This window comes from Micromonospora sp. CPCC 206061, assembly GCF_036906915.1.
Lineage (GTDB): Bacteria > Actinomycetota > Actinomycetes > Mycobacteriales > Micromonosporaceae > Phytohabitans.
In genome coordinates, this window is sequence record NZ_JBAKHX010000024.1 from 36,912 (window position 1) to 61,226 (window position 24,315).

Sequence of the window (24,315 nt, forward strand, 5' to 3'; positions counted from 1 at the left end):
ACGATGCGAACGTTCAGGGCGCTGGTGGTCGGGGCGGTGGTGGGCGTGCTGCTCGCGGTGTTCGGCGTGGCCGCGCTCGCGAGCGCGCTCGACCCGTCGGCCGACGAGGTCTGGCGCCAAGTGTCCTCGGAGGACGCCGAGAGCGGTCAAAGCAGTGACGCGCCACCGGCATTCTACGGCGAGCGCTGACATACGGCGAGCGTTGACATAGAGGAGCGGACGATGATGAAGCGGGTCGTGGGCTCGGTGCTTTTCGGCGCCGGGCTGTTCCTGGTGGTGCTCGCGGTGGCGCTCGCCTTCGTCGTCACGCCGCGGGTGAGCAAGATGCCGCTCGACCTTGAGCCGCCGGACACCGTGCTGAGCGCGCCGAACGCGACGTTCGTGCAGGCGAAGCGGACGGGCGACGAGCTCGAGATCGGCGTGCAGCGCGGCGATCTGACCGCCATCAACGGCATCAAGCCGGACGTCGAGGCGGCCGCGAAGCTGACCGGCGACCTCGCCGACAAGACCGTGGTGTGGACGGTGTACCAGGCCATCAAGCGCTCCGACAACGACGAGCTCATCAACGCGTCGCAGAGCCGGATCGCGATGGACCGCGAGTCCGGTGCCGCGGTCGACTGGGACGGCCAGTGCTACACCGACGGCGACGGCGAACCGTGCGAACCTGGCAGCATCTCGTACGACGGCCAGCTCTACGCGTTCCCGTTCGGCACCGAGAAGAAGACGTACGAGTACTTCGACAGCACGCTGAAGCGGCCGCTGCCGATCCAGTACCAGGCCACCGAGAAGGTCGAGGGCCTGACGGTGTACAAGTTCGTGCAGGAGGTGCCCGAGCAGCGGGCCAACATGGACGCTGAGCTTGTCGACGGCCTGCTGGGCGTGTTCGCGCCGAACGCCACCGACGGCGAAATTCGATACCGCACGACCCGCACGCTGTGGGTCGAGCCGGTCACCGGCAGCATCGTCGACTACCAGGACGCGCAGCACCGCGAGCTGGTCGCCGACACCGGCGAGCGCACGGTCCTCATCGACGCGGTGTTCCGGTACACGCCGGAGACCCGCGGGACCATCGTGGACAAGGCGAGCGACGGCCGGTCGATGCTGATGGCCATTGGCCGGTATGTGCCGATCGGGCTGGCGGTGCTGGGGCTGATCCTCATGGTGCTCGGTTACCTCGTGGCCCGCGGTGGCCGGGCGCCGGCCCGCGAGCCGGTCGCCGAGGCTGCCCCGCGACACGCCAGCAGCCCCGCCTAGGCGTGCTGGCTGCTGACGGAGATGACCTCGCCGGTGAGGTAGGACGCCAGGTCGCTGGCGAGGAAGACCATCACGTTGGCCACCTCCCAGGGCTCGGCTGGCCGCCCGAACGCCTCCCGTGCCGCCAGCTGCGCCAGCAGTTCGTCGCTGGTCACCTTGGCCAGAAACGGGTGCATCGCGAGGCTGGGCGCGACCGCGTTGACCCGGATGCCATGCGCCGCGACGTCGAGCGCGGCGCACCGGGTGAACGCCATCACGCCCGCCTTGGCGGCCGCGTAGTGCGCCTGGCCAGCCTGCGCCCGCCAGCCAAGCACCGAGGCGTTGTTGACGACCGCTCCCCCACCGCCCTGCGCGACCATCTGGCGCAGCGCGGCCCGGGTGCACCGGAACGTGCCGGTGAGGGTCACGTCGAGCACCCGCGCCCACTCCTCGTCGGCCATCTCCACGACCGAGCGGGTGCCGCCCAGGCCGGCATTGTTGATCATCACGTCGAGGCGTCCACAGTGGTGGACCGTGGCGTCGACCAGCCGTTGCACGGCCGCCTCGTCGGTGACGTCGCACGGCACGGCGAAGACCCGGTCGCCGTGCGCCTCCGCGAGCCGGTCACGGGTCTCGCCGAGGCGACGCTCGTGGTGGTCGCTGACCACCACGCGGGCGCCCTCCTCCAGGCACCGCCGCGCCGCCGCCGCCCCGATGCCGGTGCCTGCCGCGGCGGTCACCACCACGACCTTGTCCCGCAGAAGGCTCATCGGGGCAGCCCCAGTACCCGGGTGGCGATGATGTTTCGCTGTATCTCGTCGGAGCCACCGTAGATGGTGTCGGCGCGGCTGAAGAGAAAGAGGCGTTGCCACCGGTCGAGCTCGTCCGGACCGCCGCGCGCCAGGGTGCCGTCGGCGCCCAGCACGTCCATCGCCAGCTCGCCGAGGGCGCGGTGCCAGCCCGACCACAACAGCTTCACCACCGACGCGTCCTGGCTGGACGGTGCGCCGTCGATCGTGCGCAGCGTGTGGCTGCGCAACGCCGACAGGCCGACCCAGGCGCGCGCGATCCGCTCGCGGATGGCCGGGTCGCGCGCCGCCCCGGTCTCCCGGGCCAGGGCAATCACGCCGTCGAGCTCGCGCCGGAACCCGATCTGCTGCCCGATCGTCGAGGCGCCGCGCTCGAAGGCGAGGGTGCCCATCGCCACCCGCCACCCCTGGCCCACCTCGCCGACCACCATGTCGCGGGCGGTGCGCGCGCCGTCGAAGAAGACCTCGTTGAACTCGCAGTCACCGGTCAGCTGCCGGATCGGGCGCACGGTGACGCCCGGCTGGCGCATCGGCACGAGCAGATAGGACAGTCCGGTGTGGCGGGACCCGCCCTCGGGCGGCGGCCCCGTGCGGGCCAGCACGAAGCACCAGTCGGCAACGTGGGCCAGCGACGTCCAGATCTTCTGCCCGTCCAGCACCCACTCGTCACCGTCGAGGCGGGCACGGGTCGACACCGCCGCCAGATCGGAGCCGGCGCCCGGCTCGGAGTACCCCTGGCACCACAGCTCCTCGACGGCGGCGATCCTCGGCAGGAAGCGGCGTCGCTGCTCCGGTGTGCCGAACGCGATCAGCGTCGGACCGACCAGGGTCTCCCCGATGTGGTCCACGCGTGCCGGCGCGTCCGCGCGGGCGTACTCCTCATGGAACGCCACCTGCGCGGCGAGCGGCACGCCGCGACCGCCGTGCCCCGGCGGCCAGGCCAGGCAGGTCCATCCGGCGGCGGCCAGCCGCCGGCACCACGCGAGCCGTTCCGGAAACGCCTCGTGCTCCCGCCCCGGCCCGCCTGCGCCGCGCAGCGCGGGGTCGAGGTTGGCAGCCAGCCACTCCCGCACCTCGCGCCGGAAGCCTTGCATGTCCACTGGCGCCACCTCCCGCACCGCGCGTAGGCTCACCCTACCAAGCACTTGCTTTGTAGGGAGGGTGCGTGACATTCACCATCCCGTCCGCCCTGATCGCCGCGGCGCGCGACCATGGCGACTGCCCCGCGCTGCTGCAGCTGGACGGGCCGCGACTGACCTATGTGGAGCTCCACGAACGGGTCCGCACCGTCGCCCGCGCGCTCATCGCCGCGGGGGTCGATGCCGGCGACCGGGTCGCCATCTGGACGCCCAACACCCACCACTGGGTCGAGGCCGCGTTGGGCGCCAGCTACGCCGGCGCCACGCTCGTGCCCGTCAACACGCGCTTCACGGGCTACGAGGCGCTAGATCTGGTACGTCGCAGCGGCGCGCGCGCCATCGTGGTCGCTGACCTGTTTCTCGGCACGGACCGGCTGCGAGCGCTGCGCGAGGCCGCGGCCGGCGAGAGCGCCGCGCTACCGGACCTGATCCTTCGGGTACCGGTCGAGGGCGGCACCACCGACTGGGAAGCCCTTACCGAGCGCGCCGCTGCGGTGCCGGTCGCCGTGGCCGACGCCCGCGCGGCCGCAGTGACGCCCGATCAGCTCAGCGACATCCTCTTCACGTCCGGCACGACGGGGCGCAGCAAGGGGGTGATGAGCGCGCACCGCCAGTCGCTCGCGGTGGCCGCCGCGTGGGCCGGAGCCGTCGGGCTCGCGAGCACCGACAGGTACCTCGTCGTGAATCCGTTCTTCCACAGCTTCGGCCTCAAGGCCGGCATCCTGTCGTCGCTGCTGACCGGCGCCGCCATCGTGCCGCAGGCGGTGTTCGACGTGCCGCACACCATGCGGCTGGTCCAGACCGAACGCATCACCGTGCTGCCCGGCGCGCCGACCGTCTACCAGAGCATCCTCGACCACCCCGAGCGCGAGAAGCACGACCTGTCGACGCTGCGGCTCGCGGTCACCGGCGCGGCCAGCGTGCCGTCCGTCCTCATCGAGCGGATGCGCGACGAGCTCGCCATCGACACGGTGCTGACCGGGTACGGGCTCACCGAGGCGGTGGTCGCCACCATGTGCCGCCCCGGCGACGACCCGCAGACCGTGGCCAGCACGTGCGGCGTGGCGGCCGCCGGCTGCGAGGTGCGCGTCGCCGACGACGGCGAGGTGCTGCTGCGCGGCCCGAACGTCATGCTCGGCTACCTCGACGACGCCGACGCGACCGCCGCCGCCATCGACGCGGACGGGTGGCTACACACCGGCGACATCGGCCGGCTCGACGAGCGCGGGTACCTCACCATCACCGACCGCCTCAAGGACATGTACATCTGCGGGGGCTTCAACGTGTACCCGGCCGAGGTGGAGCGGACGCTCGCCCGGCTGCCCGGCGTGTCCGAGACCGCGGTCGTCGGAGTGCCCGACGCGCGCCTCGGTGAGGTGGGCCGGGCCTACGTGGTCACACGGCCCGGTCACGAGCTGTCGGCAGTGGACGTGCTGGAGTACTGCCGCAAGTGGATGGCCAACTACAAGGTGCCGCGCGAGGTCGAGTTCCGGTCGCAGTTGCCGCGCAACGCGTCCGGCAAGGTCCTCAAGTACCTGCTGCGGGAGGAGGGCTGACGTGTCCGAGGAACCCGTCGTGGTCTACGAGCGGCGCGGGCCGGTCGCGCTGGTGACGATGAACCGGCCGCGGTACCGCAACGCGCAAAACTCAGCGATGACGTACGCGCTGGACGACGCGTACACCCGGGCGGTCGACGACGGCGACGTGGCGGTCGTCGTGCTGGCCGGCTCTGGAGACCACTTCTCGGCCGGGCACGACATCGGCAGCCCCGGCCGCGACGCCGACACCTCCTTCACGCGACGGGCCGCGATGTGGTGGGACCACACCGACAAGGCCGGCGCCGACCGGCGGTACGCCCGCGAGGTCGAGGTGTACCTCGGCATGTGCCGCCGCTGGCGCGAGATGCCCAAGCCGAGCGTCGCGATGGTGCAGGGCGCCTGCGTGGCCGGCGGGCTGATGCTGGCGTGGTCGTGCGACCTCATCGTCGCCGCCGACGACGCGTTCTTCGCCGATCCCGTGGTGCGAATGGGCATCCCGGGCGTCGAGTACTTCGCGCACCCGTGGATGCTCGGCCCGCGCTTCGCCAAGGAGGTGCTCTTCACCGGCGACCGGTTCGACGCACGCCGCGCCTACGAGGTGGGCATGGTCAACCGGGTGGTGCCGCGGGACGAGCTGGAGACGACCACGTTCGGGCTCGCCGAACGGATCGCGAAGATGCCACCGTTCGGGCTGGCACTCGCCAAGCGGGCGGTCAACCAGTGCGAAGACCTCATGGGGATGCGCTCCGGCATGGACTCGGTCTTCGGCCTGCACCACGTCGCCCACGCGCACAACGCCGAGGTGTCCGGCAACCCGCTCGCCGGCATGGACGCGCGCGCCATGCGGGACCGGGCATGAACCTCGACGTCGACGCCGAGACGACGGCCTTCCGCGCGGAGGTGCGCGAGTGGCTCGCCGCGCGCCTCCCCGCGACACCGCTGCCCAGCGTGGACAGCACGGAGGGCGACGTTGCGCACCGCGAGTGGGAGCGCACCCTCACCGAGGCTCGACTGTCGGCCGTCTCCTGGCCCGTCGAGTACGGCGGCCGCGACGCGCCCCCGCTGCACTGGCTGGTGTTCGAAGAGGAGTACCACGCGGCTGGCGGTCCCGTGCGTATCGGCCAGAACGGGCTGTTCCTGCTCGCACCGACCCTCTTCGCGCACGGCACCGCCGAGCAGCGCGACCGGCTGTTGCCCCGCATGGCGCGCGCCGACGACGTGTGGGCGCAGGCGTGGTCCGAGCCGGACGCCGGCAGCGACCTGGCGGCCATCCGGTCCCGCGCCACCCGCACCGACGGCGGCTGGCTCCTGTTCGGACAGAAGACGTGGAGCTCCCGCGCGGCGTACGCCGACCGAGCGTTCGGCCTCTTCCGCACCGACCCGGACGCCGAGCGGCACCGCGGCCTGACCTACCTGATGTTCGACCTGCGCGGCGAGGGCGTGACCGTGCGGCCCATCCGGCAGCTCGGCGGGGCACCCGGATTCGCCGAGATCTTCCTCGACGGGGCGTTCGTGCCCGACGCCGACGTCATCGGGGCGCCCGGGGACGGCTGGCGGGTGGCGATGAGTACGGCCGGGCACGAGCGTGGGCTGTCGCTACGCAGCCCTGGGCGGTTTCTGGCCGCCGCGGGGCGCCTGGTCGACCTGTGGCGCGACTCGGGCGACGATGCCCTTGGTGACCGGGTCGCCGACGCGTGGATCGCCGCGCAGGCGTACAGGCTGCACGGGTACGCCGCCCTGGAGCGACCGCCCGGCCCGCACTCCGGGAGCCTCGGCAAGCTCTTCTGGTCCGAACTGGACCTCGCGCTGCACGAGACGGCGCTGGACCTGCTCGGCCCGCACGCCGAGGTGCGCGGCGGCTGGCTCGACGGATACCTGTTCGCTCTGGCTGGCCCCATCTACGCGGGTACCAACGAGATACAGCGCACCATCGTCGCCGATCGCGTGCTGGGGCTGCCGCGATGAAGCACCCCACGAAAACGCTGCGCTTCGCTCCACGTTTCCGCGGGGGCCCCGCATGAAGCTGACCCTCTCGGACGAGCAGGCGCGGTTCGCCGCGACGCTGCACGACCTGCTCGACGCGTCCGACGTGCCCGCCGCCTCACGTGCGTGGGCCACGGGCGATCCCGCGCCGGGACGCGCGGTGTGGCGGCGGCTCGCCGACGCGGGTGTGGCCGCGCTGGCGGTACCCGAGAAATGGGGTGGCCTGGACGCCTCGCCGGCGGACCTCGCGGTGGCGTGCGAGGAGTTGGGGCACCACGCGGTGCCCGGTCCGGTGACGGAGACGGTGGCCGCGGTGCCCGCGTTGCTCGCGGCGCTCGGCCGCCCGGCGACCGAGCGGTGGCTGCCGGCGCTGGCGTCGGGCGACGCGATCGCGACGCTGGCCGCACCGCCCTGGCTGCCGTACGCGGTCGACGCCGACGCCTCCGACCTGGTCCTGGTCGCATCGCCGGGCGGCGCGGTGCGGGCCGGCGTTGTGGGCACCGCCCTCGCGTCGGTGGATCCGGCGCGGCGGCTGTTCCAGGTCCACGATGGAGCTTCGATCGGTGACCTGTCGCGCGACGCACTGGGGCGGGCGCTCGACCTGGGTGCGCTGGCGTGCTCGGCGCACCTTCTCGGTGCCGGGCGGGCGCTGCTGGAAACGGCGGTGGGGTACGCCAAGCAGCGCACGCAGTTCGGCAGCGCGATCGGGCGGTTCCAGGCGGTCAAGCACGCGCTGGCGGACGTCGCGGTCGGGCTCGAGTTCGCCCGGCCGCTGGTCTACGCCGCCGCGGTGACGCTCGCGCCGCGTGATGTCTCGGCGGCCAAGGTGGCGTGCGCCGGCGCCGCACACCGCGCGGCACGCGCGGCGCTCCAGGTCCACGGCGCGATCGGGTACACCGAGGAGTACGGCCTCGGGCAGTGGTTGACCCGGGTGCGGGCCCTGATCTCGGCGTGGGGCACCTCGTCGGAGCACCGCACGCGTGTGCTGGCCACCCTCAGCGCGCCGGCGGAGCCATGGAGCTGACCGAGGAGCGACTGGCGCTGCGCGAGGCGGTGCGGGACCTGTTACGCAAGGACCCGGACGGGCACTGGCCCCGCCTGTGCGGTGAGATCGGTGCCGCCGGGCTGGCCGTGCCCGAGCGGTTCGGCGGCGCGGGCGCGAGCCTCGTGGAGGCGCACCTCGTCCTGGAGGAGCTGGGGCGCGGGCTCACACCATCACCGTTTCTCGGTTCGGCGGTGCTGGCCGCGCAGGCGCTCCTCGCGACCGACGCCGACGCAGCGTGCGCGCGGCTGCTGCCCGGCATCGCGGACGGCAGCCGGATCGCCGCGCTCGTCCTCGACCCCGGGGCCACGGTCACCCGCGGCAACCGGCTGCACGGCACGGTTCACCATGTCCTCGACGGTGACAGCGCCGACGTCCTGCTGGTCGCTGTCTCCAATGGACTGTACGAGGTGGACACGGGCGTGGTGTCCCGCACTCACACTCCCGCGCTCGACCTGACCCGCCGGCTCGCCACCGTCGAGCTACGCGGCGCCCCCGGGCGGCTGCTGGGTCCGTGCCAGCCCGATCTCCTGCGCGACATCGCGGCGGTCGCGCTCAGCGCGGAGCAGGTGGGTGCGGCGTCGCGCGCGCTGGAGCTGACCGTCGAGTACACGAAGACGCGGGTGCAGTTCGGCCGGCCGATCGGGGCTTTCCAGGCACTCCAGCACCGGCTCGCCGACCTGTACGTGCTCGTGGAGAGTGCCCGGTCCGCCTCCTACGCGGCGGTCGACGCGATCGTGGCGGTCGCTCCCGACCGCGCCGAGCTGGCCGCCGTGGCGGCGGTGCACTGCACGGAGACCCTCGAACGGGTCGCCGCCGAGATGATCCAGATGCACGGCGGTATCGGGATCACCTGGGAACACGACGCACATAGGTACTTCAAAAGGGCCCATGGCACCAAACACCTCTTCGCCGATCCGCACGAGAATCTGGCGCGACTCGCGGTCACCATCTTCGATACCGCTCCGCTAGAGTGACCCCTGCGCGCCGGTCACCTCCACCGGCCCGCTCCACGGGGGAGGGATGTTTCGTGCGTCCACAATGGATGATTCGTGCCTGGCTGGCCTGGGTTCTCGTGGCCGCGATGGCGATGGTGGTCACTCCGAGGCCTGCCGAGGCGGCACCGGCTCCGCCCGCACCGCCGGCCAAGGACACAGCCGACCAGCGTGACGAGCGCCACACCGTCATGCTGCTGACCGGCGACCGCGTCACATACACCGTCGGGGCCGACGGGCGGCGGGCCGTGACCGTGCAGGCGGCGCAGCGTCCCGGCGGCGCAACGGTGTCGTTCAGCACGTCGGCGCACGGCGACCACTACTACGTGATCCCGTCCGACGCGCAGGCCCGCGTCGCGGCCGGCGCGCTCGACCGCGCGCTCTTCGACATCCCGCTGCTGGTGCGCGACGGCCAGGCGACCGCCGACCAGCCGGCGGGCGTCATCCTCACGTACCGCAAGGGCACCGCGGCGGCCCGCGACAGCGCCGCCCTGCCGGGCGCGTCCAAGCGCGCGGTCCTGAGCAGCATCAACGGCGCGGCGGTCCGGCCCGGCAAGGGGCGGGCGCACGAGCTGTGGGGCGCCGTGCGCGGTGGCCAGGCCACTGGCCGCGCGCTGGGGCGCGACATCGCGCGGGTCTCGCTCGACCCGGTGGTGCGGCCGGCCCTCGACAGCAGCGTGGTCCAGATCGGCGCGCCCGTGGCGTGGTCCGCGGGCTACCGGGGCGAAGGCGTGCGGGTCGCGGTGCTCGACACGGGCATCGACGCCAACCACCCCGACGTGGCCGGGCGCATCGTCAGCAGCGCGAACTTCACCCCCGAATCGTCCATAGCGGACGGTCACGGGCACGGCACGCACGTCGCCTCCACCGTCGCGGGCAACGGCGCGGCCTCCGCCGAGCGCTTTCGCGGCGTCGCGCCGGCCGCCTCGCTGATGGTCGGCAAGGTGCTCAACAGCGCCGGCCAGGGCCCGATGTCGCAGGTCATCGCCGGTATGGAGTGGGCCGCGCGCAATGGAGCCCGGGTGGTCAACCTCAGCCTCGGCGCCGGACCGAGTGACGGCACCGACCCGGCCAGCCGGGCCGTCGACGCGCTCACCGCGGAGACCGGCGCGCTGTTCGTCATCGCCGCCGGCAACAACAACGGCGACGCCTCTGTCAACGCGCCGGGCGCGGCCAGCGCCGCGCTCACCGTCGGTGCCACCGACAAGGTCGGCGGCGCGGTCGACTTCTCCAACCGCGGCCCGCGGCGCGGCGACGGCGCGGTCAAGCCCGAGCTGAGCGCGCCCGGCTACCAGATCAGAGCCGCGCGGGCCGCGGGCACCTCCATGGGTAACCCGTACAACGCCAACTACACCAGCGCGAACGGCACGTCGATGGCCACGCCACACGTTGCCGGCGCCGCGGCGCTGCTCGCGCAGGCCAACCCGACCTGGACCGCCGCGCAGCTCAAGGACGCGTTGGTCTCGACGGCCGAGCCGAAGTCGCTGCCGCTGTTCACCGAGGGCGCGGGCTGGGTCGATGTACGGCGCGCCATTGGCCAGGGCGTCTTCGGCCCGGAGGGCGCCGACTTCGGCGCGATCCCGGCGCCGTACAGCGGAACGCGCACCCGGACTCTGGAGTACCGCAACGACACCACCGCCCCGGTGACCCTCCATCTGGCGGTGGAGGGGGGCGGCTGGGACGGGCGCGCGCTGCCCACCGGCGCGGTGTCGGTGAGCGCGCCGAGCCTGACGGTTCCGGCCGGCGCGAAGGGCTCGGTGACCCTCGACCTCGACCCCGCCCCCGGCGACACCGGCGTGTACGGCGGCGTCGTCACCGCAGCCGACACGAGCGGCACGGTGCGACTGCGCACGCCGTTCAGCTACTACAAGGGGGCGGCTTACAAGCTGACCATCCCGGTGCTGGACTCGCGCGGCGCCCCGGCGGCGGACGCCGTCGTCACGATCGCCAGGCTCGAGGGTGCGACCAACCCGAACGACCCGCTGGTAAGCGAGGCGGCGTGGGGCTTCACCGACGCGAACGGCGTCTTCGAGACGCACGTGTCCGGCGGCGTGTACGACGCGTACGGCACGATCTTCGAGTGGGACGCCGAGCTGCGCCGGGCCACCCACGCGATCGCCCTCGAACGCCCGATCCAGGCGTCCACCACGCTGACCCTCGACGCCCGCCAGGCCCGCAAGGTCAACCCGGTGCTGCCCGAGACCGTCAACGCCCTGGTCATCAGCACGGGCACGCTGCGCGAGCTGCCCAGCGGGCAGCACGTGGGCTCGGGTCCGCTCGTCCCGTGGGAAAACCGCGACCTGTATGTCACGCCCACGCCGGCGCCAGCCATCGGCTGGTTCGACGAGTTCGAGCAGTGGATGCTGGGCTCGACACAGGTTCAGGTGCGCGCCAACGGCACGCTCGTGCCCGTCGAGTCGCACCCGTACTTCAACGGCCGCACGCTGGCCCGGCACCAGAACAGCTCCTTGTCCCTGGTGTACGCGGGCGGCGGCAGCCCCGCGGAGCTGACAGCCGCGGGCGCCGCGGGCAAGGTCGCGCTGGTGCGCGTCGAGGTGCCGGCAGGCACGCCGCACGCCGCCTCCGGCGGCGTCGCGTGGAACGCGATCGAGGCCGCCCGCCTGCACGCCGCCTCCGCGGGCGCGGCCGGCATCATCGCGTACATCGACCGGCCCAACGGCGTCCCCATGCCGGTCCGCGACGACCAGATCCTCGCACTGACCGTGTCCGGCGAGACCGGTCGGGCGCTGCGGGCGCAGACCCAGGCCGGTCCCGTCACGCTCGCCATCACCGGTGGCCGGGCCAACCCCGAGCGGGTGTACCAGCTCCGCTACCAGAACACCGCGGGCGTGCCCGCCACGGCACCCGTCGTCGACCCGGCGCAGCTGATCTCGTACCCGGCCCGCTACCACGCCGACCGCGAGGGCCTGACGTACGCGCTGGCCTCGATGGTGTTCGGCGAGCACGACACGACCGTCGGCTCGGGCGCCGTCGGCTTCTGGGCGCCGATGACCTGGACGGAGTACTTCGGCCCGGCCGATGCGCGCCTCACGTGGAGCCGCCTCGCGACCCAGCAGACGGGCTGGGGGGAGGGCGTCGCCGCCCAGTTGGAGTCCCGCGAGACGTTCCGGCCGGGCGACACCCGCGGCGCGGAAGACTGGTTCCTGCCACCCATGCGCACCGGCCCCGCCGACGTGCCCGACGGCTACCCGTTCGAGCTCCGGTGCACATTCTGCCGGGAGGGCAACACGTTCATCGCCGGGTGGTACCAGGGTGACGCCGACCCGCGACACTATGAGGTGACCGGCGGCGAGGGCGTCACCTACCGGATGTTCCGCCCGGACGGCTCCCAGATCCCCGCGTCGGCCCTCCGCCCGTTCCGGTTCACGATGCCCACGACGCCCGGCGCCTACCGCCTCGAAGCCGACGAGCCCCAACGCGGACTCGGCACGGTGCGTACGCTCGGCCAGCGGATCACCACGAGCTGGACGTTCCAGTCCGCCCCGCAGGCCACGCCTGGCAAGCCGGCCGGATACCGGTGCTTCAACAACGCCGCCGACACCGCCTCGTGCGCGTTCCAGCCGCTGATCCACCCGCGGTACCTGACCACCGACCTCGACCCGCTCAACCGGGCGACGGCGGGGCAGGCGTTCACGTTCGACGTGGTGGCGGCGCCGCACCGGCTCACCCCGGGCGGCTCGCCCGCGACCGCGCTCACCCTGTCCACCTCCACCAACGGCGGGTCGACGTGGCAGCCGGCGACTGTCACCTCGCTGGGCGGCGGCCGCTTCCGGGTGACCGTGACGCACCCGGCGCTGTCCAGCACCGATGGCTACGTGTGGTTGCGCACCGAGGCGTCCGACGCCGCCGGCAACAAGGTCACCCAGACGGTGGAGCGGGCGTACGCGCTGAAGCAGGGCTCGACGTGCCGGGTGAGCTACGCGGCGAACAGCTGGGCCACCGGCTTCACCGCCAACGTCCAGATCACCAACACCGGCCCGACCGCCGTCAACGGCTGGACGCTGGCCTGGGCGTTCCCCGGCGACCAGCGCATCACGAGCGCCTGGAACGGCGCGGCCACCCAGAACGGGAAGCAGGTCAGCGTCACCAACACCGCCTCGAGCCCGACCATCGCCCCGGGGGCGTCGACCAGCTTCGGCTTCCAGGGCACCTACACCGGCACCAACACCGACCCGAGCACCTTCACCCTCAACGGCGGCCCCTGCGTCAAGCAGTAGCCGCGGGCACTACATCTGTTCGATTTCGGTCAGGTCGATGTCGATGTCGAACGGGACCGTGAGCTTCACCCGATCGTGGAAGATCCCGGTGAGGCCGTAGGCACTCGTGGCTGGGTCAAGCTCGTACGCGTACAGCGTGACCCGGCCCGAGGTGTCCTCGGCGCGCCAGAAGTGCCTAATGCCTGCCTGGGCGTAGATCTGCGGCTTACGCTCTCGGTCGCGGATCTGCGAGTCGGGCGAAACGACCTCGACGGCGAGCTCCACCGCCTCCGCGGGATACCAGGTTTGATCCATACCGGCGTCCGCGTCGGCACGTACCACGATCAGATCCGGCTCCGGCCGCTGCCGCATGCCGATCTTGATCGACATCTCCCTCCGGACGCGGTATCGATCACCAGGGGCAGACCGCCGCAAACCCCGCACAAGCACGTCGAGCGCCAGCGTGTGGAAGAGCTTCTGCGGGCTCACGAAGACCAGGCTCCCGTCGATGAGTTCCGTATGTGGCGGGAGATCAGGAATACGGTCCAGGTCCTCGGCGGTGTACCCCTGATCCGGCGGCCTCATCCACTCCGGCAATGGCTCGGCGCTCATGGGTGCATCCTATGCCCGCCGGCAGCGTCGGTGGCGTGAGCGGGGGGCGACAGGATCACGCCCGGCCTGGCGGACGCGCCTGAGACTCCGCTCTGGACGCCGCATCGCCCGGGCGGCCGAGGCTCGCGGCCCGACACCGTGCTGGTCGCCCGAGGCGGTCGACCCGATGGGCTACCCATTCGCGGAGCGGCTCGGGCCTGACGCCTCCGCGGCAGCACCTTGCGCCACCGATCAAGGAGGTCTGCATCGATCAAGGGCAACGCACGTGGAAAAGAGATCGAAGCACGTGCTTTTGCCCTTGATCGACGGGACTGACGGGCCGGGGCGGGGGCGAGGCGGGCGGGGTGGGGTGGGGGTTACATCCAGTCGGTGTGTCTGTGCCAGGAGAGCAGGGTGTCGACTACCTCGGGTGGGTCGTGGGGGGAGATGTCGGCGGTCGCGGTGTAGCGACCCTTGTAGAAGAGCAAGGGCTTCACCGTGCGGCACTCCCCCAGCGCCGTGACCTGGCCGACCACGATGTCGTGGTCGCCGCCCGGGTGTACGACCTCGATGCGGCAGTCGGCCCAGGTCAGTACCCCGCTGAGGATCGGGGCACCGGCCGGTGACGGGCTCCAGGCCACGCCGCGCCAACGGTCGGCGCCCGCGGTGCCGAAGCGCCGGGACAGCTCACGCTGGTCGTCGGCGAGCACGTTGACGCCGAAGTGCCCCGTCGAGCGGATGCGCCGCCAGGTGTCGGAGGTGTCGCGCGGGCAGAAGAGCACGAGCGGCGGGTCGAGCGACAGGGCGGCGAACGCCTGGCACGCGAACCCGACCGGCTCCCCGTTCGCCAGCCCGGTGATCACCGTGACACCCGTGCAGAAGTGCCCGAACACCCGGCGGAACCGGTCCGTATCCACAGTGGCCGGCGCGGTCATGCTAGCCCAGTCATCGGCTCAGTGTGCTGCCGCGCGGGTGAAACGGTGGCCCCAGACGCTGTGCGCGGTGGTCTGGCGGGCCACCCACGTCGCGTCGTCGACCGTCTGCCCGTCGGTGCCGTACTCGATGTCGAAGCCGCTCGGCGTGCGCAGGTAGAACGACACCATGAGATCGTTGGCGTGCCGCCCCAGCGACGAGATCAATGGCGCGCCCTGCTTGCGACAGCGGTCCATCGCGCGGCCGACGTCGTCGAGCGTCTCGACCTCGATCATCAGGTGGATGAGGCCGGACGGCGCCGGAATCGGCGCCACCGCCAGGCTGTGGTGCCGCGGGTTGCAGCCGAGGAATCGCATCCACAGTGGAGTGTCGATCGCGGGCAGGCCGAGCGTCTCGGGGATGAGCCGCATCGAGTCGCGCAGCCGGAAGCCGAGCACCTCGGTGTAGAAACGCAGCGCGGCGGCGTCGTCGCTGGCCGGCAGCACCACGTGGCCCATGCCCTGGTTGCCGGTGACGAAGCGGGTGCCGTAGGGCGAGATCGCCGGCCGGGTGTCGAGTGCCGCGCCGCAGAAGAGTTCCAGCGTGTTGCCGAAGGGGTCGTCGATGCTCACCATCTCGGCGACCCGGCGGTCGGCCAGCTCGGCCACACCGGCCGGCTTGACGGCGACGCCCGCCTCTTCCAGCGTGCGCACCGCGCGGGCCAGCGCGGGCGGGTCGGTCAGCTCCCAGCCGGTAGCTGTCAGCCGGTCGCGCTCCCCCGGGGTGACGACGAGCCGCGCGGGGAGGTCGTCCATCCGAAGGTACAGCGCGGACTGGTCCGGGCCGCGCCCCTCGACCATGCCGAGGACCTTGACCCCGAACTCCCGCCACGCCCCGATGTCGGTCGCCTCTATCCGCAGGTATCCCAGCGAACGGATGAGACTCATTGGCCCTCCCCTTCCAGGAAGTCGATCGCCAGCCGGTTGAACTCGTCGAACCGCTCCAGCTGCGCCCAGTGGCCGCAGCCACCGAAGACGTGCAGCCGGGCGCGGCGGATCAGCTTGAGCGCCACGAGTGCGCCGTCGAGCGGGTTGACGCGGTCCTCACGCCCCCAGATCAGCAGCACCTCGTTGCGCAGCCGGTGTGCCTCGCGCCAGAGCAGCCCTTCCTCATAGCGCGCCGGGTCGGTGAACGACGCGCCCATCGCTTTCATCGCGCGCAGGGCCGCCGGGTCGGTCGCGGCCTGGAACCGCTCCTCCACCAGTTCGTCGGTGACGAGGCTGGGGTCGTGCACCAGCGTCCGCAGGAACGCCGCGAGCTTTTCGCGGGTGGGTCCGGGTGGTGCGGCGAACGCCATCAGCCGCTTGACGCCCTCGGTGGGGTCGGGCGCGAAGACATTCAGGCTGAGGCCGCCGGGCCCCATCAGCACGAGACGGCCGGCCCGTTTCGGGTGCCGGAGGGCGAAGCGGACGGCGGTGCCGCCACCGAGCGAGTTGCCGATGAGGTGTACGCGCTCGAGGCCCAGCTCGTCCAGGAGGCCGGCGAGCGCGTCGGCGGCGTGGGTGAAGTAGTGGTCGGTGATGGTGCCGGCCTCGGACCGGCCGTAGCCCGGCTGGTCGACGGCGAGGGTGTGGAACTGGCGTGCGAACACCGGCACGTTGCGCCCAAAGTTGCTCCACGCCGACGCGCCCGGCCCGCCGCCGTGCAGCAGCACCACGGTAGCCGCGCCGGTGGGGCCGGCCTCGTGGTAGTGCACACCGGCCGACGTGCGCCGGCTCGTCGTGTCGAAGTCCACAGTAGACGTACTCACGGCTCACACCATCGCGTCGGTGATCTGGAGGCCGAACTCGCCCCGCCCGAACATCGACAGCGCGCGCTCCGGGTCGTTGATGGCGTGTACCCGGCCGGCGTGCGCGTCGCGCCAGAACCGCTGGATGGGAGTGCCCATCGCGAGCGCGCGCCCTCCTGAGTTTTCGAACAGGCGGTCAACGGCGCGGATCGCCTGTGCGGTGCCGCGCACCTGGTCTCGCCGTACCCGAAGGCGAAGCCGCATGGGCAGCTTCTCCCCGGCGGTGGCGAGCGCCATCAACTCGCGCATGTTGTTTTCGAGTGCCAGCCAGGCGTTGTCGAGGTCGCCCGCGGCCTCGGCCACCCGAACCTGAGCGTGCGGGTCCTCCGCGGCCCGGACCCCGACGTAGGACGCGCGGACCCGCTCGCGCAGGTAGTCGACGTGCGCGTCGTAGGCGCCGGTGGCCATGCCGATGATGGGCGTGGTGATGGCGTACGAGAAGATCGAGCCGTACGGGATGCGGTACAGCGGCGCGGGATTCAGCTCCTGGCCGGGGCACCTGCAACGGGCGGTGTCGCTGAAACTGAGCGACCGGTAAGCCGGCACGAACGCGTCTTCGACGACGATGTCGTTGCTGCCGGTGCCGCGCAGGCCGACCGTGTTCCACACGTCGTCGATGGTGTAGTCACCGCGGGGCACGAGGAACGTGCGGAAGTCCGCCGGGTCGCCGGGCGCGATGCCGCCGAGCAGCACCCACGTGGCGTGGTCGCAGCCGGACGAGAAGCTCCATCGCCCGCTGAGCCGGTAGCCGCCGTCGACGACGGTGACCTTGCCGGTGGGCGCGTACGACGACGACATCCGGGTGCCGGGATCGTCGCCCCAGACGTCCTGCTGCGCCTGGTCGGGAAAGAGTCCGAGCTGCCAGTTGTGTACGCCGATCACCGAGCCGACCCAGCCGGTGGAGCCGCAGGCGCTGCCCAGCAGCCGCACCGCCGTGAGGAACGTGAGCGGGTCGGCCTCGAAGCCACCCCACCGGGCGGGCTGTAGCAGGCGGAAGAACCCGATCTCCGCCAGGGACTTGACGGTTTCGGCGGGCAGCGCCCGGCGGTCTTCGGCTTCCTGCGCGCGTTCGCGCAGCGCGGGAAGGAGGTCTCTCACCCCATCGAGGACTTCGATCATGTTCTGCCCCCTTGCTGGCCGGCTGGATCGCCAGCCACTATAGTAGAACACGTTCTAGATTTGTCTGGCCACCGCGTACGAGCGAAGTTTAGCGCACTGTATAACGTGTTTCAGATCGATGAACGGGCATGTGGAGGGGCTGATGAACGACGGGGACGCCGTACGGTCCATCGATGCCGGCGAGCCGCCCACGCGGTTCGCCCGGGGTTGGCACTGCCTCGGGCTCGCCGACACCTTCCGCGACGGTGCCCCGCACGCCATCGAGGCGTTCGGCACCAAGCTGGTCGTGTTCGCCGACTCCGCGGGCAAGCTGCACGTGCTCGACGCGTACTGCCGGCACATGGGCGGCGACCTCACCATGGGCACCGTGAAGGGTGACGCGGTCGCGTGCCCCTTCCACGACTGGCGGTGGGGCGGCGACGGCAGGTGCGCCGGCGTGCCGTACGCGCACCGCGTGCCGCCACGCGCCCGTACCCGGTCCTGGCCGACGCTGGAGGAGAACCGCCAGCTCTTCGTCTGGAACGACCCGCAGGGCGCCAAGCCGCCCGAGGACGTCACGATCCCCCGGATCGAGGGCGCGTTCTCCGACGAGTGGAGCCAGTGGACGTGGGACTCGGTGCGCATCGAGGGCGCGAACTGCCGCGAGGTCATCGACAACGTCGTCGACATGGCGCACTTCTTCTACATCCACTTCGCCTTCCCGACGTACTTCAAGAACGTCATGGAGGGGCACGTGGCAGCGCAGTACCTGGAGACGCGCGGCCGTCCCGACGTGACGAACGGTTCCAACTACGCCGGCGACTCCGAGACCACGCTGCGCTCGGAGGCCGCGTACTACGGGCCCTCGTACATGATCGACAAGCTCTTCCACAACTACCACGGCATCGTCGTGGAGTCGATCCTCATCAACTGCCACTACCCCGTCACGCCGACGTCGTTCGTGCTCCAGTGGGGCGTCATCGTCAAGCGGCTGCCCGGCCTCACCACCGTCCAGGCGGAGAAGGTCGCCGGAAAGTTCGCCAAGAGCGTTGGCGTCGGCTTCCTGCAGGACGTGGAGATCTGGAAGCACAAGAGCCGCATCGACAACCCGCTGCTCTGCGCCGAAGACGGGCCGGTGTACCAACTCCGGCGCTGGTACGAACAGTTCTATGTGGACGTCGAGGACGTGACCGACGACATGGTCGCCCGGTACGAGTTCGAAGTGGACACGACGCGGGCGATACAGGCGTGGGAGGTCGAGGTGGCGGACAACCTCGCACGGCGCGCGGCGGCCGAGACGTGACCGCCGACTTCTATCTCGAAGGCGGGCTGGCGCCGCTGGCGTGCGAGCACTGTGGCGCGCGCGTGCGGGTGAAGAAGGCCAGCGCCATGCAGACCAGCGTGCAGTGGACGCGGGCGGCCGTTTCGGAATGCGCGGAGTTCACCGGTGGACAGCCCAACGCTCTCGTCGCCACCTGCGTCAAGCTCCGCGACAGCATCGAGCGCGCGGCCCGCTGCGGCGAGCTGAGGGCAGGATGATCCGGTACCGCCGGCTGCCGGTCGCCGACATCGTCGAGGAGACGCCCGACGCCTGCTCGCTCGTGCTGGCCGTGCCACCGGAGCTGGCCGCCGAGTTCGCGTACCGGCCGGGGCAGTACCTGACGATCCGGGTGCCCGGCGCGGCCGGAGGGGCCGTGGCGCGCTGCTACTCTCTGTCCAGCTCCCCGCACACCGACGACCACCTGAAGATCACGGTCAAGCGGGTGCCGGACGGGCGCGCCTCCAACTGGATCTGCGACCACGTGCGGGCCGGCGCGGTGCTGGAGCTGCTGCCGCCGTCCGGCGCGTTCACGCCCGGCTCGCTCGACGGCGACCTGCTGCTGCTCGCGGGTGGCAGCGGCATCACCCCGGTCATGTCGATCATCAAGTCGGCACTGGCTCTCGGATCAGGCCACCTCACTCTGGTGTACGCCAACCGCGATCCCGCTTCCGTCATCTTCGCGGCCGAGCTGCGGGCGTTGGAGGAGCGGCACCCTTCGCGGCTGCGGGTGGCGCACTGGTTCGACAACGCCCAAGGGCCGCCCGACGCGGGGAAGCTCGCGCCGCTGCTGGCTTCCTACGCGGACCGGGACGCGTACGTGTGCGGGCCCGAGCCGTTCGTAGCGGTGGCCCGCAAGGCACTGGGCCAGCTCGGCGTCCCCGAGACCCGCGTCCACATCGAACGCTTCCACTCCGCGCTGACCCCGGCGACCGCCGAGGCGGACGACCCGGCACCGGAGGCGTCCGACGCGGGCGAGGCCGTGCCCGCCTTGAACGGTGCCGCCGCCGCGACCGCGGAGGTGCACCTCGACGGGCAGGTCCACCGGTTGCCGTGGGCGGCCAACACGCGACTGCTCGACCTGCTCATCTCGGCCGGGCTCAACCCGCCCTACTCGTGCCGGCAGGGCACGTGCGGCGCCTGCGCGTGCCGGGTGCTGGAGGGGGAGGTCGAGCTGGTGCACAACGAGATCCTGGAAGACGAGGACTTCGCCGAGGGGTACACGCTCGCCTGCCAGGCGATACCGCGGACCGCGACCGTCCGTGTCACCTACTCCTGACCCTTGCGGGACGACAGGGTCAGCGCGATGTCGATGAGCTGGTCCTCCTGGCCGCCCACCAGGCGGCGCGCGCCGGCCTCCACCAGGATCTCGGCGCCGGAGACGCCGTAGCGTTCGGCCAACGTGTACGCGTGCTTGAGGAAGCTGGAATACACGCCCGCGTATCCCATCACCAGTGCCATGCGGTCGAGCCGGCACTCCTCGGGCATCGCGGGCCGCACCACGTCCTCCGCCGCGTCGACGATGGCGAAGAAGTCGACGCCGGTGGTGATGCCCAGCTTGTCGCACACCCCGACGAACGCCTCGACCGGCGTGTTGCCTGCGCCCGCGCCGAACCGGCGGGTGCTGCCGTCGATCTGGGTGGCGCCGGCGCGGGCGGCCAGCACCGAGTTAGCCACGCCGAGGCCGAGGTTTTCGTGGCCGTGGAAGCCGACCTGCGCGTCGTCGCCGAGCTCGGCGACGAGGGCGGCGACCCGGTCGCTGACCTGGTCGAGCACGAGCGCGCCGGCGGAGTCGACGACATACACGCACTGGCAGCCGGCGTCGGCCATGACGCGGGCTTGCTTGGCGAGGTCTTCGGGTGGCAGCGAGTGCGCCATCATCAGGAACCCGACGGTCGAAAGGCCTCGCTCGCGGGCGAGGCCGAAGTGCTGCGCGGCGATGTCGGCTTCGGTGCAGTGGGTGGCTATCCGGCAGACGGTGGCGCCGTTGCCGGCGGACGCGAGGATGTCGTCCTTGACGCCGACGCCGGGCAGCATGAGAAACGCGATCTTGGCGTGTCGCGCGGTCTCCACGGCTACCGAGATCAGCTCCTGCTCCGGGGTGCGGCTGAATCCGTACGTGAACGAGGAGCCGCCGAGCCCGTCGCCGTGGGTCACCTCGATGACCGGTACTCCGGCGGCGTCGAGGGCGCCGACGACGGCGGCCACCTCCGCGGCGGTGAACTGGTGCCGCTTGGCGTGCGAGCCGTCGCGCAGGGACGAGTCGGTGATGCGCAGGTCAAGGACGTCGGAGAAGCGGCGCGGCAGCATGAGACTCCTTGGCGGATCGGGCCAGTTCCTCGCCGACCCGGGTGGCGGCGGCGGTCATGATGTCGAGGTTTCCGGCGTACGCGGGCAGGAAGTCCCCCGCACCGGCGATCTCGACGAAGATGGCGACCCTCGTGTGTGAGCCGCTCGGGTCGAACTGCGGCTCGTTCAGCAGCCGGTACCCGGGCACGTAGCGGGCCACGTCGGCGGCCATCGCCGCGATCGAAGCGGCCACCGCGTCGGTGTCGGCTTCCGGGTCGATGGCGCAGAAGATGGTGTCGCGCATGACCATGGGCGGGTCGGCGGGGTTGAGCACGATGATGGCCTTGCCGCGCGCGGCGCCGCCGACCACCTCCAGCCCGCGACTGGTGGTGCGGGTGAATTCGTCGATATTGGCACGGGTGCCCGGGCCAGCCGACCTCGACGCGACGGTGGCCACGATTTCGGCGTAGCTGACCGGCGTGACCCGCGAAACCGCGTACACCATGGGGATGGTGGCCTGGCCGCCGCAGGTGATGAGGTTGAGGTTGGGCGCGTCGAGGTGGGCGTCGAGGTTGACGTGCGGCACCACGTACGGGCCGACGGCCGCCGGGGTCAGGTCGATCGCCCGGATGCCGGCCGCCGCGTACCGGGGTGCGTTGGCACTGTGGACCGCGGCGGACGTGGCCTCGAAGACCAGATCGGGCAGCGGATCCTGAGCCAGCAGCCAGTCGACGCCGTCCACCGTAGTCGACAGGCCCAGCTCGGCGGCCCGGCGCAGCCCTGGGCTCGCCGGGTCGATGCCGACCATCCAGTGCGGCTCCACCAGGTCGGAGCGGAGCAGTTTGAAGAGCAGGTCGGTGCCGATGTTGCCCGACCCGACGATGGCGGCGGTCGCCTTTGGCACGGTTACCCTCCCACGAACGACAACGAGACGTCACCCAGGCCCGTGAACGACGCGCGGAACTCGTCGCCCGGGCGGGTATCGACCGCGCGGGCGCACGCCCCTGGCAGGATCAGGTGGCCGGCCCGCAGCCGTACGCCGAAACGAGCCACGGTGCGCGCGAGCCAGGCCACGGCGGTCACCGGGTTGCCCAGTACCGCGTCGGAGCGGCCCTGCGCGACGACCTCGGTGCCCCGGTACAGCACGGCGTCGATGAAGCGGACGTCCACATCGGACGGTGGCACTCGGGCGGCGCCGACCACGAACCCCGCCGACGACGCGTTGTCGGCGATGGTGTCAGCCAGGCTGATCCGCCAGTCGAGGATGCGGCTGTCGATCAGCTCGATCGACGGGGCGTACGCCTCGGTGGCGGCGACCACGTCGGCTTCGGTGCAGTCTTCGCCCGGCAGGTCGGCGCCCAGCAGGAACGCCACCTCGATCTCCACGCGGGGGTAGCAGTACCGGGTCACGTCGACCGGGATGGTCTCCGACAGCCGCATGTCGGCGAGCAGGTGGCCGTAGTCGGGCTCGTCGACGCCCATCATCTGCTGCATCGCGCGCGACGAGAGCCCCACCTTGTGGCCCACCACGGCCGCGGTGCGCCGCCGGATGTTGTGGAGCTGGATCTCGTACGCGTCGGCGGCGGCGAGCTCGGGGTGCGACTCGACGAGCGGCGGGATCGGCGCCCGGTCGCGCTCGGCGACGAGGAGCCGGTCGGCGAGTGTGGACAGTTCTAGCTCGGTCAGCACGGTGCCCCCTCTTCAGAGCCGGCGTGCCGACCAGCGCGCCGGCCGGAGAACACGCAGTCGGCCAGTGACAGGCCGCTCACGTACGAGTTCGAGCAGACGCCCACGGCGGTGCGGCCGGCGGCGTACAGCCCGGGGATCGTGTCGCCGCCGGGCCGGCGTACCAGGCCGGTCTGCTCGTCGACCAGCAGCCCGCCCAGGGTGAGCATCGGCGCGGGCTGACCCAGCCGCGGCCTGACCGAGCAGTCGATCAGCGAGTAGGGCGGCCGCGCGAGCGGCCGGACGAGGTCGGCCGGCTTGCCGGCCGGGTCGGGCTCGCCCGCCTCGGCGGCGGCGTTGTACGCCTTGACGGTCGCCGCGAGCCCGGCCGGGTCGACGCGGGCCTTCGCCGCGACCGCCGCGAGCGTCGGCCCGCTGACCCGGTCGACGGTGAGCACCCAGCGGGCCTGCAGCCACTGGAACCACAGCGTCTGCTCGCGCACCTGCCGGCGCGCCTCGGCGAGCACGTCGGCGTCGACCAGCAGCCACGCTCGCCGCTGGTCGCAGCGCAGTACGGCGTCGCCGATCGCGGCTCCGTACCGGGACTCGTCGCACACCCGCTGGCCGGCCCGGTCGACGAGCACGCCGTGCACGAGCGCGGCGGGGGGCGTCAGGAAGCGCCACAGCGACATCCGGTCGAGGTGCCCGGTGCCGGCGCCGACCTCGGTGCCGAGCCGGATGCCGCTGCCGTCGTCGGCGGGCGTGCCGAGGCGCAGCCCGCCCCGGTACGCGGGCGCGTGCTCGGCGACCATCCGTCGGTTGTGTACGAAGCCACCCGCCGCCAGCACCACGCCACGCCGGGCGGCGATCCGCAGTGGACGGCCGTAGCGGCGCTCCAACCAGCCGACCGGACGGTGCAGCGCGCGCCCGAGAGCGGGCATGTACAGGCCGGGCTTGACGGACCAGCGGTGCAGCGTGCCGTGCGCGAACCGCACCCAGCCGGGAGCGTCGCGCAGCGTGGTGGCCTCGACGCCGACGATCCTGCCACCGTCGCTGGCGACCAGCCGGTGCGCCGTGGTCCGGGTGCGCACGCGTACCCGGCGCTCCTGGGCGGCGGCAGCCAGCCGGGCGTGCAACACCGCGCCGGACGTGCCCTTGCCGACGGCGCGGTGGCCGCGCGGCGCGGGTGTGGCGGTGCCAGCGAACGACAGCTCGCTCCCCGAGTAGTAAAGATAGAACCTGTTATCGGGATATGACGTCTTGTAGGGGCAGAGGCTGGCCTCGAACGGGACGCCGCGCTCCTCCAGCCACGCCAGCGCGCTGGCGCTGCTCTCGCAGAACCGCTGCAGCGTCCCGGGCGAGACGGCGTCACCCACCTCGCGGCTCAGGTACGCGAACATGGCCTCCGGAGTGTCCTCGATGCCGGCAGTGCGCTGCTGGGCTGTGCCACCGCCCGCATACACGACGCCGCCGGAGAGCGCGGTCGCGCCGCCGCCACCGAACCGGTCGAGCGCCACCACGCTCGCGCCCGCCTCGGCCGCCTCGATGGCGGCGCAGGCGCCAGCGGCGCCGAAGCCGACGACGACCACGTCGGCGTACTCGTCCCAGGCCACGGTCACCTCCTAGGCATCGCCCCC

At 72.1% G+C, this 24,315-nt stretch carries 22 protein-coding genes; 11 read left to right on the forward strand and 11 right to left on the reverse strand.

The features are described from left to right. Window positions 1-3: 3 nt before the first annotated feature. Both V6V89_RS18300 and V6V89_RS18305 read left to right on the forward strand, forming a co-directional pair. Entirely contained in the window at window positions 4-189 is a 186-nt protein-coding gene (locus V6V89_RS18300; protein ID WP_334620358.1) for a hypothetical protein, read from the forward strand. A 33-nt stretch (window positions 190-222) separates the two neighbouring features. Then, window positions 223-1,254, forward strand: a complete 1,032-nt coding sequence (locus V6V89_RS18305; protein WP_334620359.1) for a DUF3068 domain-containing protein — start codon at window positions 223-225, stop codon at window positions 1,252-1,254. On the opposite strand, the gene V6V89_RS18310 is transcribed toward V6V89_RS18305, so the two are convergent. Together V6V89_RS18310 and V6V89_RS18315 are read right to left on the reverse strand one after the other, a co-directional pair. Continuing rightward, the gene (locus tag V6V89_RS18310; protein WP_334620360.1) at window positions 1,251-2,003 is read right to left on the reverse strand and encodes an SDR family oxidoreductase; all 753 of its coding nucleotides are present in this window, start codon (window positions 2,001-2,003) and stop codon (window positions 1,251-1,253) included. The genes V6V89_RS18305 and V6V89_RS18310 overlap by 4 nt on opposite strands. Further along, window positions 2,000-3,136, reverse strand: a complete 1,137-nt coding sequence (locus V6V89_RS18315; protein ID WP_334620418.1) for an acyl-CoA dehydrogenase family protein — start codon at window positions 3,134-3,136, stop codon at window positions 2,000-2,002. The genes V6V89_RS18310 and V6V89_RS18315 overlap by 4 nt, the downstream gene beginning before the upstream one ends. A 71-nt stretch (window positions 3,137-3,207) precedes the next feature. Between V6V89_RS18315 and V6V89_RS18320 the strand changes: the two genes are divergently transcribed. Genes V6V89_RS18320 through V6V89_RS18345 form a run of 6 tightly spaced genes read left to right on the forward strand, consistent with a single transcriptional unit; the run spans window position 3,208 to window position 12,977 of the window. Further along, window positions 3,208-4,737, forward strand: a complete 1,530-nt coding sequence (locus tag V6V89_RS18320; RefSeq protein ID WP_334620361.1) for a FadD3 family acyl-CoA ligase — start codon at window positions 3,208-3,210, stop codon at window positions 4,735-4,737. A 1-nt stretch (window position 4,738) separates the two neighbouring features. Further along, window positions 4,739-5,578, forward strand: coding sequence for an enoyl-CoA hydratase (locus V6V89_RS18325; RefSeq protein WP_334620362.1), 840 nt, complete (start codon window positions 4,739-4,741; stop codon window positions 5,576-5,578). Then, window positions 5,575-6,684, forward strand: coding sequence for an acyl-CoA dehydrogenase family protein (locus V6V89_RS18330; RefSeq protein ID WP_334620363.1), 1,110 nt, complete (start codon window positions 5,575-5,577; stop codon window positions 6,682-6,684). Before V6V89_RS18325 ends, V6V89_RS18330 begins: the two co-directional genes overlap by 4 nt. 52 nt (window positions 6,685-6,736) lie before the next feature. Continuing rightward, complete coding sequence (locus tag V6V89_RS18335; protein WP_334620364.1) at window positions 6,737-7,726, forward strand: acyl-CoA dehydrogenase family protein; 990 nt, start codon at window positions 6,737-6,739, stop codon at window positions 7,724-7,726. Continuing rightward, window positions 7,723-8,721, forward strand: coding sequence for an acyl-CoA dehydrogenase family protein (locus tag V6V89_RS18340; RefSeq protein ID WP_334620419.1), 999 nt, complete (start codon window positions 7,723-7,725; stop codon window positions 8,719-8,721). Before V6V89_RS18335 ends, V6V89_RS18340 begins: the two co-directional genes overlap by 4 nt. A 53-nt stretch (window positions 8,722-8,774) precedes the next feature. Beyond that, a complete protein-coding gene (locus V6V89_RS18345; RefSeq protein WP_334620365.1) occupies window positions 8,775-12,977 on the forward strand; it encodes a S8 family serine peptidase in 4,203 nt (1,400 codons plus the stop codon). Window positions 12,978-12,986: 9 nt separating this feature from the next. On the opposite strand, the gene V6V89_RS18350 is transcribed toward V6V89_RS18345, so the two are convergent. The 5 genes from V6V89_RS18350 to hsaA form a co-directional block, all read right to left on the reverse strand. Continuing rightward, complete coding sequence (locus V6V89_RS18350) at window positions 12,987-13,568, reverse strand: Uma2 family endonuclease (RefSeq protein ID WP_334620366.1); 582 nt, start codon at window positions 13,566-13,568, stop codon at window positions 12,987-12,989. Between the two features lie 356 nt (window positions 13,569-13,924). Further along, window positions 13,925-14,482 carry a 3-hydroxy-9,10-secoandrosta-1,3,5(10)-triene-9,17-dione monooxygenase reductase subunit gene (gene hsaB / locus V6V89_RS18355; RefSeq protein WP_334620367.1) on the reverse strand — a complete coding sequence of 186 codons (558 nt, stop codon included), beginning with the start codon at window positions 14,480-14,482 and terminating at the stop codon, window positions 13,925-13,927. 18 nt (window positions 14,483-14,500) lie between these two features. Then, entirely contained in the window at window positions 14,501-15,406 is a 906-nt protein-coding gene (gene hsaC, locus V6V89_RS18360; RefSeq protein WP_334620368.1) for an iron-dependent extradiol dioxygenase HsaC, read from the reverse strand. Then, window positions 15,403-16,254, reverse strand: a complete 852-nt coding sequence (hsaD, locus tag V6V89_RS18365) for a 4,5:9,10-diseco-3-hydroxy-5,9,17-trioxoandrosta-1(10),2-diene-4-oate hydrolase (RefSeq protein ID WP_442935169.1) — start codon at window positions 16,252-16,254, stop codon at window positions 15,403-15,405. Before hsaD ends, hsaC begins: the two co-directional genes overlap by 4 nt. 18 nt (window positions 16,255-16,272) lie before the next feature. Beyond that, the gene (gene hsaA, locus V6V89_RS18370) at window positions 16,273-17,427 is read right to left on the reverse strand and encodes a 3-hydroxy-9,10-secoandrosta-1,3,5(10)-triene-9,17-dione monooxygenase oxygenase subunit (protein ID WP_334620370.1); all 1,155 of its coding nucleotides are present in this window, start codon (window positions 17,425-17,427) and stop codon (window positions 16,273-16,275) included. A 142-nt stretch (window positions 17,428-17,569) separates the two neighbouring features. On the opposite strand from hsaA, the gene V6V89_RS18375 reads away from it, so the two are divergent. The 3 genes from V6V89_RS18375 to V6V89_RS18385 are packed head-to-tail and all read left to right on the forward strand — an operon-like array spanning window position 17,570 to window position 20,003. Beyond that, window positions 17,570-18,709, forward strand: coding sequence for a Rieske 2Fe-2S domain-containing protein (locus tag V6V89_RS18375; RefSeq protein WP_334620372.1), 1,140 nt, complete (start codon window positions 17,570-17,572; stop codon window positions 18,707-18,709). Continuing rightward, a complete protein-coding gene (locus V6V89_RS18380) occupies window positions 18,706-18,945 on the forward strand; it encodes a hypothetical protein (protein WP_334620373.1) in 240 nt (79 codons plus the stop codon). The genes V6V89_RS18375 and V6V89_RS18380 overlap by 4 nt, the downstream gene beginning before the upstream one ends. Beyond that, window positions 18,942-20,003: a ferredoxin--NADP reductase gene (locus V6V89_RS18385; RefSeq protein ID WP_334620375.1), complete on the forward strand. Its 1,062-nt coding sequence runs from the start codon at window positions 18,942-18,944 to the stop codon at window positions 20,001-20,003. The genes V6V89_RS18380 and V6V89_RS18385 overlap by 4 nt, the downstream gene beginning before the upstream one ends. Here the strand turns inward: V6V89_RS18385 and dmpG are convergent. The 4 genes from dmpG to V6V89_RS18405 are packed head-to-tail and all read right to left on the reverse strand — an operon-like array spanning window position 19,994 to window position 24,297. After that, entirely contained in the window at window positions 19,994-21,034 is a 1,041-nt protein-coding gene (dmpG, locus tag V6V89_RS18390) for a 4-hydroxy-2-oxovalerate aldolase (protein ID WP_334620376.1), read from the reverse strand. The genes V6V89_RS18385 and dmpG overlap by 10 nt on opposite strands. Beyond that, on the reverse strand, window positions 21,003-21,917 hold the full coding sequence (locus tag V6V89_RS18395; RefSeq protein ID WP_334620378.1) for an acetaldehyde dehydrogenase (acetylating): 915 nt from the start codon (window positions 21,915-21,917) through the stop codon (window positions 21,003-21,005). Before V6V89_RS18395 ends, dmpG begins: the two co-directional genes overlap by 32 nt. Window positions 21,918-21,919: 2 nt before the next feature. Next, complete coding sequence (locus V6V89_RS18400) at window positions 21,920-22,702, reverse strand: 2-keto-4-pentenoate hydratase (protein WP_334620379.1); 783 nt, start codon at window positions 22,700-22,702, stop codon at window positions 21,920-21,922. Next, window positions 22,696-24,297, reverse strand: coding sequence for an FAD-binding protein (locus V6V89_RS18405; protein ID WP_334620380.1), 1,602 nt, complete (start codon window positions 24,295-24,297; stop codon window positions 22,696-22,698). Before V6V89_RS18405 ends, V6V89_RS18400 begins: the two co-directional genes overlap by 7 nt. Between the last annotated feature and the right edge of the window lie 18 nt (window positions 24,298-24,315).